Source organism: Mesoflavibacter zeaxanthinifaciens subsp. sabulilitoris (assembly GCF_014191595.1).
Lineage (GTDB): Bacteria > Bacteroidota > Bacteroidia > Flavobacteriales > Flavobacteriaceae > Mesoflavibacter > Mesoflavibacter zeaxanthinifaciens.
Window position 1 is genome coordinate 418,783 of the sequence record NZ_JACHWV010000002.1, and the last position, 17,467, is coordinate 436,249.

Sequence of the window (17,467 nt, forward strand, 5' to 3'; positions counted from 1 at the left end):
CTTAGTTAATATTTAATGTCAAGTGATTAATTTGTATTACGGTTTGATTGTAAGCGTTTAAATTTTCTAGGTACGATAATTCAATTTCGCTAGCGGTTTCAAGACTTTGTATGTATTGAAAAAAGTCAATTTCACCTTCTTTAAACGTACGATTTGCTGTTTTTATAATTTGATTTTTAAGGTCTTCACCTTCATTATTATAGTAATTTACAGCTTCTTCGTATTGCGCTAAAGTCGCCAAAAGCGCATTGTACTTAGTGTTTAACTTGGTTTTGTAATCCTGTTGTTGCTCTGTAATAATGTCTTTAGCAATTTTTGAGGCTTTTATTTTTGAAGCATTACCAAAAAATAACAACGGAATTTTCAACCCTAATTGATATCCTTTTATATTGGTGTTTAATTGGTCGTTTGTACCTTGAAAATACTCGACGCTAATGTCGGGTAATAGGTTTTGTTTTTCTTGTTGATAGATAGCGTTTTGATAGTTTTTAGCTTGTTCGAAGTATTGAAAACCAACATTGTTTTGTGTTGAAATAGTTTCAATTTGTAACTGTTCAAGCGGTTGGTCTACTATATCTAAACTATCAACTTGTACAATACTTTTTAATTGCTCTTTAGAAAAAGTAACTTCTTTAAGTGCCTGTTTGTATAAGGTTTCTAACTGTTTTTGTTTGGATTTGGCGGTAATCATTTCTAAATAATTGGTTTCGCCAAGTTCAAAACGGCGTTTTGATTTACTGGCAAAATCTTGATATAAACTATCCAAATATCTGTAGGTTTTTGCCTTGTTTTTAGCATAACTTAATTGGTAATAGTTGGCGTAAACCGCTTGCTGTAATTGCAGAAACCGAAGATTATAATGTATTTCTTCTAAACTAGCTTTTACTTTGTTCGTCTTCTTTTCAGCAAAATAAACTGTTGGAAACTTAAAATCTTGAGCAATACCAAACACCTTTAATGGTTGGTTGTTTATGGCTAAATTATTTTCGTCATAACTGTAATAAATCGACGTTTTATCAAAACTAAAAGCGCTTCCTATTAAAGCATTACTTTTATCTACCTTAAGATTTGAAGCTTTTAAACTAGCGTTATTTTCTATAGCTAACGCTAAGGTTTCTTCAATAGTTAATGGATTTTGAGCGTTAGCATTCATCATAAAAAAGAAACCGAGAATGGTAACAATTGCAGTTTTATTCATTTTAATTTCTTTTTTAGTTTCAAACCACGCATATAAAACGGGTAATACGATTAGGGTTAATACGGTTGCAGTGACTAAACCACCAACAACTACGGTTGCTAACGGACGCTGCACTTCGGCACCAGCATTGGTGGAAACCGCCATAGGTAAAAATCCTAAAGCTGCTGCTGCTGCTGTTAGTAAAACAGGTCGCAAACGCTCAGAAGTACCACGTTTTATGCGTTCTTCTATATCATCCATACCGTGTGCTTTTAGTTCTTTAAAATGCTCTATAAGTACAATACCATTAAGTACTGCAATACCAAAAAGTGCAATAAAACCAACACCTGCCGAGATACTAAACGGTAAATCGCGTAACCATAAAAGCAATACGCCACCAACAGCAGATAATGGAATAGCAGAGTATACTAATAAGGCTTCTTTTACTGAGCCAAATGCAAAATAAAGCAGTAAGAAAATTAAGGCTAAAGCAATTGGTACCGCAATCATTAAACGCGCTTTGGCACTTTGTAAATTTTCAAATTGTCCGCCATACGTTATGTTGTAACCAACAGGTAGTTTAAGTTGTTGGTCTAGAATGGCTCTGACATCATCTACTACCGATTGCAAATCGCGGTTACGAACATTGATCCCAACGACGATACGACGTTTGGTGTCGTCTCTTGAAATTTTTGCAGGTCCAGTGGTGTATGTGATTTCTGCTAATTCGCTAAGCGGAATTTTTGTGCCACTTGGTGTATCGACATATAAATTTTGAAGACTGGCTAGGTTTTTTCTATTGTTTTGGTCTAAACGCATCACCAGATCAAAGCGCTTTTCGCCTTCAAACACTTGACCAACAGTTCCGCCAGCAAATCCCATTGAAATCATTTGGTTAACATCTGAAATATTAAGTCCGTAACGTGCAATTTTACTTCGGTTGAAAGACACACTCATTTGTGGTAAACCTTCAACTTTTTCGATGATGATATCTGAAGCACCTTCTACATTTTTAATTAGTTCTTTGACTTCGTCTGCTTTATTGGCTAAAATGGATAAATCTTCACCAAATATTTTAATAGCCACATCGGCTCTAACACCAGTAATTAGCTCGTTAAAACGCATTTCGATAGGTTGGGTAAATTCCACTTCCATACCAGGAATGATACTTAGTGCTTCTTTAAATTTATCCGCTAATTCGTCTTTACTTTCTGCGCTTACCCATTCGTCCTTTGGTTTCAGTTTTATAATCACGTCACTTTCTTCCATAGACATTGGATCTGTTGGGACTTCGGCAGCACCAATACGACTAACAACTTGGTCAACTTCTGGGAAATTTTCTAATAGAATATTCTCGATTTTAGTCGTGATTTCGATGGTTTTTCCAAGTGATGTTCCTGTTTTTAAAACAGGTTGAATTACGAAGTCGCCTTCGTCTAAAGTTGGTACAAATTCACCACCCATTTTACTAAATAAAAAGATGCTGATAGCGAGTAGAATTCCGGCTATACTTACTACTGTTTTTTTACGATGTAAAGCCCAATTAATAGTAGGTCTGTACCAAGAGTTAAGCACTTTCATTAACCTAACGGAAACATTTTTTTCGCTTGGTGCTTTAGGTTTTAAAAACAATGATGATACTACTGGAACATAAGTGAGACAAAGTAACATTGCACCAACTAACGCAAAACTGAATGTTAATGCCATAGGCTTAAACATTTTGCCTTCTACACCGCTTAATGATAAAATTGGAATGAAAACAATTAAGATGATTAATTGTCCAAAAATGGCAGAATTCATCATTTTTGAGGCACTTTTTAATGTAATTTGATCGATTTCTGACTGTTTTGCTTCTTTTGTGAGTGATTTTAGTTTTTCACTTTCCGTAATAATTCTAAAAGCAATAAACTCGACAATAATCACTGCACCATCAATAATAATCCCGAAATCTATCGCGCCAAGACTCATTAAATTGGCATCTACACCAAAAATATTCATCATTGAAATAGCAAATAATAAACTCAACGGAATAACAGACGCAACGACCAAACCTGAACGCAAATTGCCAAGCAATAACACTACAACGAATATGACAATGAGTGAGCCTAAAATTAAATTTTCGGATACAGTAAAGGTCGTTTTGCCAATTAGTTCGCTACGTTCTAAAAATCCGTTGATGTAAACACCTTCAGGTAAACTTTTTTCAATGCTTTTTACGCGTTCTTTTACAGCATCAATAATGGCTTTAGAGTTACCATCCTTAAGCATCATAATTTGCCCAAGCACTTTTTCGCCTTCGCCATTACCGGTAATAGCACCAAAACGCGTGGCACTTCCAAAACCAACTTTAGCAACGTCTTTAATATAAATTGGCGCGCCTTCATTTTTGACTACGATTTGCTCAATATCTTCAAGGTTTTTAACCAAGCCTTCGCCACGAATAAAATAGGCTTCGTCAGTCTTTTCAATATATCCGCCACCAGCAACACTGTTGTTTTTTTCTAATGCATTGTAGATTTCGGATACCGAAATATTCATAGCATTTAGCTTGTTTGGGTTAATAGCAACTTCGTATTGCTTTAAAAATCCGCCCCAAGTATTAACCTCTACTACACCAGGAATACCAGAGAGTTGTCGTTTTACAATCCAGTCTTGGATGGTGCGCAAATCGGTAATGGAATATTGGTCTTCGTAACCAGGTTTTACATCTAAAATGTATTGGTATATTTCGCCCAAACCAGTGGTAATTGGTCCCATTTCTGGCGAGCCAAAACCATCTGGAATTTTCTCTGAAGCTGACTTGATTTTTTCTGCAATTAATTGTCTTGGTAGATATGTGCCCATTTCATCTTTAAAAACAATGGTGACTACCGAAAGTCCAAATTTTGAGACAGATCTGATCTCTTCTACGCCTGGTAAATTTGCCATTTCTAGCTCAACAGGATAGGTGATAAATTGCTCAACATCTTGGGTTGATAAGTTGCGAGATGTGGTAATCACTTGGACTTGGTTATTGGTAATATCTGGTACAGCGCCAATAGGAATTTGGGTCAAAGAGAAAATTCCGAAACCAATAATAAATGCTGTAAAAAGGAAAATAATAAGCTTATTATTTAAGCTTGATTTTATGATTTTTTCTAACATAATTCATAATAATAAAATTGAAAAGTACCTGTCCATAATTGAAAACAGGATGAATTTTAAAATGAATTATGCGTGTTTTGGTGGTTGAAAAACAGATGGTTTTACAAATGAAGTAAAAGATTCTTTGTAGAAGAAATTGAAAGGGATTTCAATGAAGACTTCATTGCTTATTTTAAATGAAATATTAGGACTTATAAAAGATAAATTAACGTGAGTACACATATGATGGTTGTCTTTAAAAGGCAAGTCTTCATGCTCTTTATGCTCGCTTTCGTGATTATCTCTAGCTTCTCCATAATGTTCAGCTAAAAAGTCAAAAAAAGAATCGCCATACATTTCTTTATGAAATTGAGCATGATCAATCAAGGCATTAATCTTAGAAATGTCGTCTAAGTTAATATTGAAACTTTGAATAAGAATCAGAAACGAATATGTTAATGCCAATATTTTGTTCATGCCTTACGAAATTACAAAATTAAAGGAATTAAACTGTTACAAAAGTTACATATGACTGTTAATATAGAATGTTTTTAATTAAGGATTTTTATTTATAAAATATTATTAGCTAGGTAATTAGCGTCTTTTTTTATGCCGCCTAAAGTAGCAGATCCACGTGTGTGTAACCATGGTAAACCAATAAAATATAGTCCGTTTGTTGTGCTAATACCACGATGATGTTTTGGATAACCATTTTGGGTTAACTCAATATTTTTTATCCAATTAAAGTTGGGTTTATAACCGGTTGCCCAAACAATATTTTTTACATCGTTAAGTGTTTTTTTTGATGTTTTAATAGTGTTTTTTTCGGCGTCAAGTGTGTATCCGACAGGTATAACGTTATCTCTTTTAATTATAGATTTTACATCTGTGCCAATAATTGGCTGTTTAGATTTACTAATCTTTTTTCCAAGCCAAGAGTCCTTACTAAAACTTAAAAAGCCTGTTATAGTAAACCACCACCAAAGTGTTTTTCCTAAGATTTCTTGTGGTAAAGTTTTGATATCTGTGTTTCCTGAGAAATAAGTTTTATTATTGGTTTGTTTTGAAATTTCATCTAAAATCTGAAATCCGCTATCACCGCCACCAACAACCATTGTTGCGCCATCTTTAAGTTGTTCCGGATTTTTGTAGTAATTACTATGTATTTGAAAAATATCTTCGGAAAGATTATTATGAAATTTTGGCGTGTAAGGAATATGAAACGGTCCAGTTGCTACAATAACTTCTTTGCACTTTAAATCACCTTTATTAGTTTTTACAGAGAAATGATTGTCTTTCTTTTCAATGCGTTCTGCAAGCGTGTTTAATTGTAGCGGGAAATCAAATTTTTCTACATAAGCTTTAAAGTAATCTGCGACTTCGTATTTGTCAGGATAATGTCCTTTAGGTGCAGGAAAAGGCATTCCTGCAAGATGATTAAACTCGGTTGGTGTAAAAAGTTTTAACGAGTTCCAACGGTTAAGCCAAGAAGCACCAATTTCATCCTCTTTATCAATTATTAAAAAATCTTTTTGATTTTTCTTTAAATGATAAGCCATAGATAATCCTGCTTGAGCTGCGCCAATAATTATAAAATCTTTCATTAAAACGTATTGTGGTTATTGTCATAGTATACGTTTTTTAAAGGGTTTTAGCAAATGTAAGTTTTTAAAATACGTAAATGCTTAAAAATAAGCTTTTAGCTGAACGTTACCGGTATGAATGGTTTTGGAAGTTTCGGTTTTTCTGCCAAAATAATTAAGGTTTAAATCTAAAAATTTAGTTAGTTTTTTTTGCGCTAAAAGTGTCCAAGTGAAGTTTTTTCCTGGTTGTAAACCTTCTAATAATTGATAAGCTACAGGACTGTTGGCGTTACCTGTAAAGTCGTTATTGAATACGTTAAATTCAGCAGAAATTGCGCCAGATTGTGCATTGTTTTTAGGCGAAAACGCAAAGGATAAACCGTATTTTTGCTGCTGTAAAGTTTCTAAATTATTAATTGTGTTTTCTTTGTTTGTATATTGATAAAACACGTCAAATTGAACATTATCATTTAATAAATATGATAATTTAGGGTTGAAAGCTTCAGTATCTAAATCGAAGTTTTTACTGCTAAAGTTTAGACTTCTGTTAAATTGATTTTCTAAAGTAGAGGTTAAAGTAACTAGCCAACTATTAGCTATTTTGTGCGTAAAATTTAATTGGTGACTTTTCAATTTGTTTTCTATAAACCCAAAACTTAGTGTGCTTTTAGATTGATTGTTTAAATACGTGTAAGACGTTGTATAGCGTTGCTTGCCTCGGTTAAAAAACAGTACATTTCTAAAGTTTTGGTTAAGTCCCAATTGATTGTCTTCGTCTTTTTTAAAAGGATTTAAATCAAAATTATCACCGTTTCTTCTAATTTTTCTATCAATTAAATAACTGGTTTGATTGTAAAATTTAGATAATAATTTTTTTCCTTTTTGCTCTGAATTCACCCAATTTATTGGGTTTAAAGTTAGGGTTTGACTCAATCTGTTTTGATGTGTTTTTATATAAACTTGATTAGGTAATAACACACGAATATATTCACCTTGATCGGTAAATTGAGCAATTTCAAATTCTTCTAATTCTTGTATACCGTTATTATTATAATCAATCCAAGTGTATGCGCCTTGACCTGGTTCTACTTGCACGTAAGTGAAATCTTGTTGAGGTAAAGAGCCAGAATTAGTCTCGAAAGCAGTATTCCAAATAACACCATTTTTTAGAAACTTTTGATTGAATAATATACGCGAGTTTAGAGAGTTTTCGTCTGCAATGTCTTCATCTTCATAAGTCAGCGTACGGTAATTAACATACATTGATAAATTGGTGTTTTTGTTACTTATCAAACGCGAATCTAAATAGTAAGTATTTGAGGTGTTAACACGAGTTAATTTTTGATTTTGAATACTGTCATTAACTCTAAATTTATAACCAACTTCAGCAAAAACATTGGTGCTATCACCAATTCCTGTAAAGGCTTGATAAGCTGTGAAACGTTGGGATAAGTTTGTAAAAGCTTGAGTTTCTTTAATACGTTCTTTGTTTTCTTCAGCAGAAAAGCCAGCACCAAACCATTGTTTTTTTAAAGCGTAAATGGCTTTGTTGTAACTTCTGAAAAATCTAGATTTGTTAAAAGTTGCATCCGAATTTAATAGACTTGTTTGTGATGAAATATTAAGTTTTTTAAGTCTTAAATTGGTGTTTAAATTGTGTTTGCTTCCGCTAAATGTTCCTGAGTAGTTTAAATGTTGAAAGTTGTAGCTTGCATTTCCTTTTTCGGGATGAAAAGCCTCAAAACCTGCCGAAATTAAAGCTTGATTTCCTAAGGTTGTATTTTGAAGATTGGTGCTATTTTGACTTAAATTCCAGTCGCGATTAAATTCTGGTCGGTATAAACGTTGTATAGTTTTAAAATCTTGATTGATGTAATCTATATCTGCAATTGCATTAAGATTCCAAAGACTATCTTGTTTGATTATGGACTGTTCTACGGTTAATTTACCTGCATAACCATTATTGTTTTTATCATCTAAATTAGAAAACAGGTTAAGGTCGTTTTTGCTACCGGCTAATTCAAAACTAATGTTTGTTTTTTCATTTGGTGTGTATTCACTATTTACCACAGCAATTTGTAAAAGTGTTGGCGCTACTAATTGTACCACTGGTGAGTAATTACCTTGTCGTATGCCATTTATTGGCGCAATGTATTCATAAATATTATTAATGGCATTTGACGATGATAGTATATAATTACCTTGGTTATCTCCAATTAAAGTAAAGGTAACGCTGTAAAGCTCGTCATCTGGGTTGTTGGAGAATATGTAAATCTCTTCTCCATTAATAATCTCTTTTCTATATAAAATTCTATTTTCATTATATGCTTCTAGGACTTCAGAAGGCGCTATCATTAGGTTTTGATCATCACCTGCGTTGCTTAAAATTTCAGCTTGTGCTTGAGAGATATTTTGTTGTAATGGATTGTTTTTAGAATCGTTTTCAGAATAGACAGAAGCGCCAATTTTCAGTTTTTCGCTACTGTAATTTCCACCTCCAAAAGCGACAATTCTAGAATAATTTCGTTCAGAATATTGAAAATCAACACTAATTCTCATTTCTGAAGTTACAGGATACGTAGGGTTGAAAATAATTTCACCTGCATTGTAATCTATAATATAATCTTCGTTTTCTCCTCTTTTTAACGGTACGCCATTTACGTAAACGGTTTCACTTCCAGAAACAATAAGTACAAACAACTCGCCACTTGGACCTTGCAGTTTGTACGGACCTTGATTACCTTCTTGAGCGGTGAATTGGTAGTTGGTAAATTGTCCGCGTACCAAAGCGCCTGACGCAAAAATATTGGTTTGATGGTTGTCGTCACCCAAGTTAGCTCTTATTTGTAAGCCTTGCACTCGCTTAGAAAAATTAGCAAAATAAGAGTTGCTGTTTTGTAAGTCGATATCTCCAGCACGTATCGCCCAGCGGTCACTAAAAAGCTCTAAAAACACTTGGTCAAACTCGTCTAAACGTTGTGAGTAACCACTTTCTTGTAATGGTATGTTGGCATCTTGTATACTGGCACGCAGTGAGACTTTATCGTTTAATTTACCGGTAATTTGTAAATCTAATTCGCTATTCAAAACCGAATTTTGGTTGTTACCAATAGTCACACCACGACTTATACTACCTGTAGTGGTTAAACCATCAAAAGGTGTAAAAGTGTTGGTAATATTGGGTTGTTTAAGTTGTACAAGTTTATCAACGTTTGCAGTACTTTCTACAATAACGCTTTTGTCAAATTGTTGGTAAGTTCTAGTTAAAAATTCAGGATATTTTTGGTAGCTTACTATTACAGAATCTCCTTCAATAGGTTTTAAGAGTTGAAGCGTTGACGTTGCAAAATCAATAGTGTAATACGTAGTATCTAAAATCTGATAGCTTTTAGTTTTTAATTCAAAAAAATTAGAATTTATACTTACGCTATCTACTTTTATAGTGTCTTTGACAGCGATGGTTTTCTTTACCAATAAAGCATCTTGGTCTTGCCCAAAAGCAAAAAAGACTGACAAGAAAATAAAAAAGGTAAAGCAATTTTTCATCTACAACTATAACAGCAAAATTGTTACTTTATTTTGTTAATATTTTTTAGTTAAAAAGGCTATAATTCATCTTGTAAAAGTAACGCATTATTTATTTTAGCAGAAATTAATAATTAAGATGAAAATTATCTCGTACAACGTTAACGGAATTAGAGCTGCAATAAACAAAGGATTTATAGATTGGTTAAAAAGTACAAATCCAGATATTTTGTGTTTGCAAGAGATAAAAGCAATGGAAGAACAGCTAGATTTAGACTTGTTTAAAGACGCTGGTTACCATTATAATTATTGGTTTAGCGCACAAAAAAAAGGCTATAGCGGTGTAGCTGTGTTGTGTAAAACCGAACCAGACCATGTCGAGTTTGGAACAGGAATAGAATCTATGGATTTTGAAGGTAGAAACCTGCGTGTAGATTTTGGACATTTATCGGTGATGAGCATGTATTTGCCTTCTGGAACAAACGATGCTAGATTATCTCACAAATTTGAATATATGGACATGATTCATCAATATTTAAATGAATTACGCCAAGAACGACCAAACCTTGTAGTTTGCGGAGATTATAATATTTGTCATGAAGAAATAGATATTCATAACCCAAAAATGAAAGGCGTTTCAGGTTTTTTACCCGAAGAACGCGAGTGGTTAACAAGCTTTATAGATAGCGGATTTATAGATTCTTTTAGATTTCTTCATCCAGAAAGACAAGAATATTCGTGGTGGAGCTATCGCGCCAATGCAAGAGCAAACAATAAAGGTTGGCGTTTAGATTACGCAATGGTTAGCGAGCCATTACAACAAAAAATAAAAAGAGCAGTTATATTACAAGAAGCAAAACATAGTGACCATTGTCCAATTTTGCTAGAACTAGAAAACTAATAAACAACAATCCCAAATAAATAAAAAATGAAAAACACCTTTTTAACTTTAATGCTTTCAACTTTTGTATTATCAAGTTGTGTATCGCCAAAAGTGTACAAAGAGCTAGAAAGTAAATATGCAGACTTAAAAAAAGAAAATAGATCGTTAAAAGATCAAAATAAGGATTTACAAAAAGCAAAAAACCAAGCTGAAAATGACTTAGCTTCATTACAAGCAAAATATGACGAAGCTGTAGCAAAACGCGACCAATTACAAGCAGATCTAGCAGCAACAAAAACTAATTATGATACTTTAAAAGCATCATATGACGCTTTAGAAGCTAATAGTAGTTCTGCAATTGCGGCAAACACAAAAAAGAACAGAGAATTATTAGCGCAATTAGAAGCTAAAGAGCAAGCATTAGCTACAGAAAACGCTAGATTAGAGCAGTTAAAAAAAGAACTTGAAGCAAGATCGCAACGTGTAGCAGATCTAGAGGCTATAATATCTGCAAAAGAAGCCGAAATGAATGCGTTAAAAGACGCCATTTCAAGTGCGTTAGTAGATTTTGAAGGTAAAGGATTAACCGTAGAAAAACGTAACGGAAAAGTTTATGTATCTATGGAAAATAAACTGTTATTCCAATCAGGTAGTTGGGCAGTAGGAACACAAGGTAAACAAGCAGTAAAGCAGTTAGGAACAGTGTTGGCAGATAATCCAGACATTTCAGTATTGATAGAAGGACACACAGATAACGACCCATTTTCTGGTAACGGAAACGTAAAAGACAACTGGGATTTATCAACTAAACGTGCTACAGCAATAGTAAATATCCTTCAAGAAAATAAAAATATCAATCCAGAAAGTTTAACAGCTGCAGGTCGTGGCGAGTATGCTCCTGTTGCAACTAACGACACAGCTGAAGGAAAAGCAAAAAACCGTCGTATAGAGGTTATTTTAACACCAAAATTAGACAAAATCACAGAGTTGTTAAATAATTAGGGCGTTAGCACAGTCTTGAGTTATACTTAGCGCAAATTGTTAAGTTTTGAGTATAAAATTCTTAACAAACATTTAGACCTTTAGTTAAATTATTTAATTAAAGGTCTTTTTATATTTGTTAAAAAGTAAACTATCCAAAAAATGAAATATACAACGCTTCCAAACACAGATATAAAAGTGAGTAAAATTTGCCTAGGTACTATGACTTGGGGAAATCAAAATACAGAAGAAGAAGGTCATGCACAATTAGATTATGCAATAGAACAAGGTGTGAATTTTATAGATACAGCAGAATTATATCCTGTACCTGCTGAAGCAAGAACGCAAGGAAGAACTAGTGAAATAATAGGGACATGGCTTAAAAAAACAGGACATAGAGAAAAAGTTGTTATCGCATCCAAAATAGCTGGGCCAGGCGATTATACCGCACACATACGTACATCAGGATTTCAAAAAGGATCAATTAAAGATGCTGTAGAAAAAGAATTAAAAAGACTACAAACAGATTATATAGATTTGTTTCAATTACATTGGCCAGAACGACAAACTAATACGTTTGGGGTAAGAGATTATAATCATAATCCAAACGACAAATGGGAAGATAATTTTAAAGACGTTTTAGAGCAGTTAGAGGCTGTAAAAAAAGAAGGAAAAATTCGTTTTGCAGGACTTTCTAACGAAAAAGCATGGGGAACAATGCGCTATTTAGAAGAATCTAAAAAGCATAATTTAATAAGACCGATAACCATTCAAAATGCATACTCTTTAATTAACCGAGTTTTTGAAGGAGACATGGCTGAAATTTCAATAAGAGAAAATATAGGATTATTAGCTTATTCGCCTATGGCATTTGGTGTGTTATCTGGTAAATATATTAAAGGAACTGCAGGAGAAAACTCTAGATTAAAATTGTTTCCAAGATTTGCTAGATACAGTAGTGAAAATTCAACAATTGCAACAAAAAAATATCTAGAGCTAGCAGAAGCTAATAATCTTAGCTTAGCGCAAATGGCATTGGCTTTTGTTAATCAAAGACCATTTATAACTAGTAATATTATTGGAGCAACTAATTTAGAGCAACTTAAAGAAAATATTTCAAGCATTAATATTGAATTATCTTCAGAAATTTTAGAAAAAATAAATCAAATTCATTCCATAATACCTAATCCTGCTCCTTAATCGATAGTCATTAAGGGATTAGTCGCTGTTTTCTTTTAAACGATAAATTAAAACATTTTATCTATATTAACTATTTAGGGTAAGTAGTAGTAGGTTTTTTTTAATAGCTTAGATGTTTCTAAAACTAAACATCTCATTAATTAATATGAAAAAAACTACTCTACTAATTTGTTTGATTGCTTTATTTTCGAGCATACAATCATTTTCACAAATTACCAGTTATCCTTACTCAGAAGATTTCGAATCTGGAGATGGTGGCTGGACAGCAAACGGTACAGGAACATGGGCTTTAGGAACGCCAGCAGCTACTATTATAAATAGTGCAGCATCTGGTAGTAACTCATGGGTAACAAATCTAACCGGAAATTATAATAGTAATGAGGACTCTTTTGTAAGTAGTCCAATTTTTGATCTATCAACATTGTCATCACCAAGCATTGAAATGAGTATTTGGTGGGAATCAGAGTTTAGTTGGGATGGAACTGTATTACAGTCATCTATTGATGGTGGAGCAACATGGCAAAATGTTGGTGCTTTTGGAGACCCTAACAATTGGTATACAGATACTACAATTAATGGTAATCCAGGAGGGCAACAAGAAGGATGGACAGGACGAAATGGTTCTGGGTCTAATGGATGGGTAACTGCACGTCATGCTTTAGTAGGCTTAGCAGGCGAAAGTAGTGTTCAGCTAAGAATAGCTTTTGGATCAGATGGATCTGTTCAGGATGAAGGATTTGCTTTTGATGATGTGTCTATTTTTGATGTGATATGTCCTGAACCATTAACTTTAACAGCAACAACGACAGGAGACAGTACAGCAGATGTTACATGGTCAGCAGGTGGATCAGAGTCTGAATGGCAAATTTGGGTGCAACCAGCAGGAACAGGAGAGCCAACAACAGATGGCACAACAACATCGACTAATAATCCTTATCCAGCAAGTGGTTTAACACCAAGTACAGCTTATGAAGTTTATGTAAGAGCTAATTGTGATACTGATGGGTTTAGTAACTGGGTAGGACCAGTAAACTTCACAACGTTTAACACACCACCACCAGCACCAGTAGGTGTAACATGTTCTTCTGGAGGATCTACTTTTGTGTTTACAGAAACTTTTGGAGCAACTTCAGGAACAGCACCAGCAGGATGGACAGGAACAGGTTTTGATGGTTCTAATGGAAATTGGCGTATTACAGAAGAAAATGGAAACTCATTTGGAACGGGACCAAACGTAACATGGGATGGTAATGCAGGAGCGCACTTAGAATATGAAGCATCTGGTAGTGCTTCAGATATAGCCTCAGCCATTTCACCAGCAATAGATTTAACATCAGCAGTAGATGGTGCAGAGTTATCATTTTATATGCATGCATTTGGTGATGATATAGGAACTTTAAATGTAGGTGTGTCTACATCTCCAACAGGACCATTCACAACAGAATATACTTGGATAGGAGACTACCAAACAGACGCTACAGAAGCATGGGTACCAATAGGTATAAACTTAGATACTTATTTAGGACAAGTAATTTATGTAGAATTTAGCTACGGAGGCGCAGGAACAGGATTTGAAGGTGATATAGCTATTGACCAAATACAAGTAGAAACTTGTGGAACATTCTGTATTGCACCAACAAACTTAATAGCTTCGAATATAACAGCAACTTCAGCAGATATTTCTTGGACACCAAGTGGGCCAGAAACACAATGGAACTATGTAGTACAACCAGCAGGAACAGGAACACCAACTTCAGGAACAACAGTTGGAACAACAACAGTTTCAGAATCAGCACTAACACCTCAAACAGATTATGAAGTATATGTACAAGCAATCTGTGGAGCAGACACTAGTGTATGGGCAGGACCTTATTTCTTCACAACACCAGCACAAACCAATTTTGTATTAGATTGTGTTAATGGTGGACCACAAACACTAACTTATTGTTATGAGAATAACGATACTAATGTATTCACATTTACAAGTGCAGATGGTACAACACCATTAAACATAACGTTTAATGCTGGCCAAGTAGAACAAAACTTTGATGAACTAGTAGTTCTGGACTCTGACGGATCAACAGATTTAAATGCAGCTACACCTTATGGTAACGGTGGAAACTTAAGTGGTCTAACTTATCAATCAACAGGATCTACAATTTCATTCCAAGTTCAGTCAGACGGAAGTGTAAACTGTCAAGGTAACAACTATACATCAATTGATGTAACTGTAAGTTGTGCTACTTGTGTTAATCCAACTGCAACTTTTGTTGTGGTAGATGATTGTGCAAATGGAGATCAATTCTTAGTAGATGTAGATATTACTTCTTTAGGAGATGCAACATCATTATCTATTCAAGATAACCAAGGTAATCCTCCAGTAAGTGTATCGTCTACAGGTTCTGTAACTCCTCTATTTGGGCCTTATCCGTTTAATACAGATATTATATTTACTGTTTCAAATGAACAAGATGGAAACTGTGTGATTACAAGTCAAGCAATATCATTAGCTGCTTGTCCACCGGTTAATGATAACCCATGTAATGCTACTGTGGCTTCTGTAAATTCAGATGAAAGTTGTACAGTAGTTAATTCAGGAACATTATTAGAAGCTACAGATTCAGGTTATCCAAATGGATCATGTACAACCAGTGCAGATGATGATGTTTGGTTCCAATTTACAGCAGTTGGTGATCAACAAATTATACAAATACAAAATGTTGTTGGTGGCTTTAATGTAGACCATGCTGTTTATGAAGGAACAGACTGTAATAATTTAACTCAGTTATATTGTACAACAGATGACTTCAGTTTAACGCCTACGTTAATAGTAGGTAATACATATTATGTAAGAGTATTTTCAGCTGGATCAACACCAACATCAATCACTTTTGACTTATGTATACAGACTCTAGGTGCACCTACATATTGTACAGATGCCTTACCTATTTGTGCAGATCCAACTATATTTTACCCTAGTATTGTAGGAGATCAAACAGCTCCTCCATACTTAGATTATGATTGTTTAGGAAGTCAACCAGATCCGCAATGGAATACAATTCAATTTGATGATCCAGGAGATTATACTTTCCAATTAGCTCAAACAAACGACGCGGGAACTGGTTTAGATATTGACTTTATAGTTTGGGGACCATTTACAGGACAAGACACGGGTTGTTTTGAATTATTATCTCCTAATATTGCAGATTGTAGTTTCTCTGCTACAGCAACAGAAACTATTACATTAACAGGAGTTCCAGCGAATTCAACATATGTTATTTTAATAACTAATTACTCTCAACAATCAGGTACTTATAACTTTACTCAAACTTCTGGACCGACAGATGGTACAAATTGTGATGTGGTTTGTGACGTTACTTTAGATTATGATGGTATAGTTGTAGAACAAGGAACAACAGCTCCTGATGGAGAAAGCGATGATATTAACTTATGTGGTTATACATCTGTTACCTTAACAGCAGATACTGCTTATTCTGTAGATTCTTATGATTGGTACATTGACGGAATATATCAAGCAGGAATTAACTCTCCAACTTTAGTCGCTACCCAGTCAGGTAGTTACCAGTGTGTTGTTGGAGGAGGAATTTGTGATGATTTTACATCATCTATAATAGCTAATATTAATTTCTTTGACGATGCTATTGCTAATCAAGCACCAGATATGGAAGCTTGTGATGAAGGTGCTGGTAATGCTAGTTTTGATTTAGAATCTCAAACAGCAACAATTCTAGGTACTCAAAGTAATGCAGATTTTGTTGTTACTTATCATGAAACATTATCTGATGCTCAATCAGGTACATCAGCTATTTCTTCACCTTACGTAGCAGTAGATGGTACTGTAATTTATGTAAGAGTTGAAGATATTGATGCAGTAGGATCAATGTCTGGATGTGCATCTACAAATACTAGCTTTAACTTGGTAGTTAATGATGCACCAGAAGCATATGCAACACCAAATCAAGAACTATGTGATGATGGTAGCGGAAGTAATATATTTGACTTAACGCTTAACGAAGCGGTTACAATAGGAACACAAACCAATGTGTCTGTATCTTATTATACATCTCAAATTGATGCTGAAACAAGTACAAATGCAATCAATAATCCAACTGCATATTCTAATACAAATAGTCCTCAGACAATTTTTGTTAAAGTTGAAAATTCTTCAGCAAGTGAGTGTTATGCAATTACAAGTTTTGATATAGCACTTTATGAAACACCAGAGACTCAATTTGGAGATGTAGTTTACGAGGTATGTCCAAACGCTACAACACCTATAACAGTAACAGCGATACCGGATAATTACACATCTAACGAGGTAAGTATTGTATGGTATGACCAAAATGATAATATAATATCAGGCGAGAACAGCTTAGATTTAGATACCGTATTAACAGAAGGTACTTATACCATTGAGGTTACTTTTAATGATACAGGATGTTCAAACACTGCAACAGTAGATGTCTTTGAGTTAGAGAGTTGTGTTATCCCACAAGGTATATCGCCAAATAATGATGGGTTTAACGATAACTTTGACTTAAGCAGTTTTGATGTACAACGCTTAGAGATTTATAACCGTTATGGTACGTTAGTATACTCAAAAGATTCTTACAGCAATGAGTGGCATGGTCAATCAAACGACGGAGAAGAGTTACCAGTAGGGACTTACTACTTTGTCATGAAGTATCAAGGAAGCAAACAAAAAGCCGCTTGGGTATACATAAACAGATAATAAACTAATCATACAACCAATACAGATATAATGAAAAAAATATATATCCTATTCGCTTTGCTCTTTGCATTGCAAGCACAAGCACAGCAAGATCCACAATACACACAATACATGTATAACATGAATGTGGTCAATCCAGCTTACGCCGGTTCATACGAAGGTGTTGCCATAGGCGCACTTTACAGAAGCCAATGGGTAGGTTTAGAAGGAGCACCATCAACAGGAACCTTAACCATACACTC

Annotated in this window: 9 protein-coding genes; 5 read left to right on the plus strand and 4 right to left on the minus strand. The window is 34.3% G+C overall.

The window, feature by feature from the left end; genetic code table 11:
• Position 1: 1 nt before the first annotated feature.
• The 4 genes from FHS04_RS04720 to FHS04_RS04735 form a co-directional block, all read right to left on the minus strand.
• Positions 2–4,321, minus strand: a complete 4,320-nt coding sequence (locus FHS04_RS04720) for a CusA/CzcA family heavy metal efflux RND transporter (protein ID WP_106680228.1) — start codon at positions 4,319–4,321, stop codon at positions 2–4.
• A gap of 66 nt (positions 4,322–4,387) precedes the next feature.
• The gene (locus FHS04_RS04725; protein WP_106680226.1) at positions 4,388–4,777 is read right to left on the minus strand and encodes a hypothetical protein; all 390 of its coding nucleotides are present in this window, start codon (positions 4,775–4,777) and stop codon (positions 4,388–4,390) included.
• Positions 4,778–4,869: 92 nt separating this feature from the next.
• Positions 4,870–5,904, minus strand: coding sequence for a flavin-containing monooxygenase (locus FHS04_RS04730; protein ID WP_106680224.1), 1,035 nt, complete (start codon positions 5,902–5,904; stop codon positions 4,870–4,872).
• A gap of 81 nt (positions 5,905–5,985) precedes the next feature.
• Positions 5,986–9,429 (minus strand): hypothetical protein, encoded by a 3,444-nt coding sequence (locus FHS04_RS04735; protein ID WP_106680222.1) that lies wholly within the window; start codon positions 9,427–9,429, stop codon positions 5,986–5,988.
• A 118-nt stretch (positions 9,430–9,547) separates the two neighbouring features.
• On the opposite strand from FHS04_RS04735, the gene FHS04_RS04740 reads away from it, so the two are divergent.
• The 5 genes from FHS04_RS04740 to FHS04_RS04760 all read left to right on the plus strand — a co-directional run.
• Positions 9,548–10,309 (plus strand): exodeoxyribonuclease III, encoded by a 762-nt coding sequence (locus FHS04_RS04740; RefSeq protein WP_106680220.1) that lies wholly within the window; start codon positions 9,548–9,550, stop codon positions 10,307–10,309.
• 27 nt (positions 10,310–10,336) lie between these two features.
• Positions 10,337–11,293, plus strand: coding sequence for an OmpA family protein (locus FHS04_RS04745; protein WP_027879110.1), 957 nt, complete (start codon positions 10,337–10,339; stop codon positions 11,291–11,293).
• A gap of 141 nt (positions 11,294–11,434) precedes the next feature.
• Positions 11,435–12,472, plus strand: a complete 1,038-nt coding sequence (locus FHS04_RS04750; protein WP_027879109.1) for an aldo/keto reductase — start codon at positions 11,435–11,437, stop codon at positions 12,470–12,472.
• A gap of 145 nt (positions 12,473–12,617) precedes the next feature.
• On the plus strand, positions 12,618–17,225 hold the full coding sequence (locus FHS04_RS04755) for a T9SS type B sorting domain-containing protein (protein ID WP_183408365.1): 4,608 nt from the start codon (positions 12,618–12,620) through the stop codon (positions 17,223–17,225).
• Positions 17,226–17,255: 30 nt separating this feature from the next.
• Positions 17,256–17,467 (plus strand): type IX secretion system membrane protein PorP/SprF (locus tag FHS04_RS04760; RefSeq protein WP_183408366.1); only part of this gene is annotated, 212 nt, incomplete at its 3' end.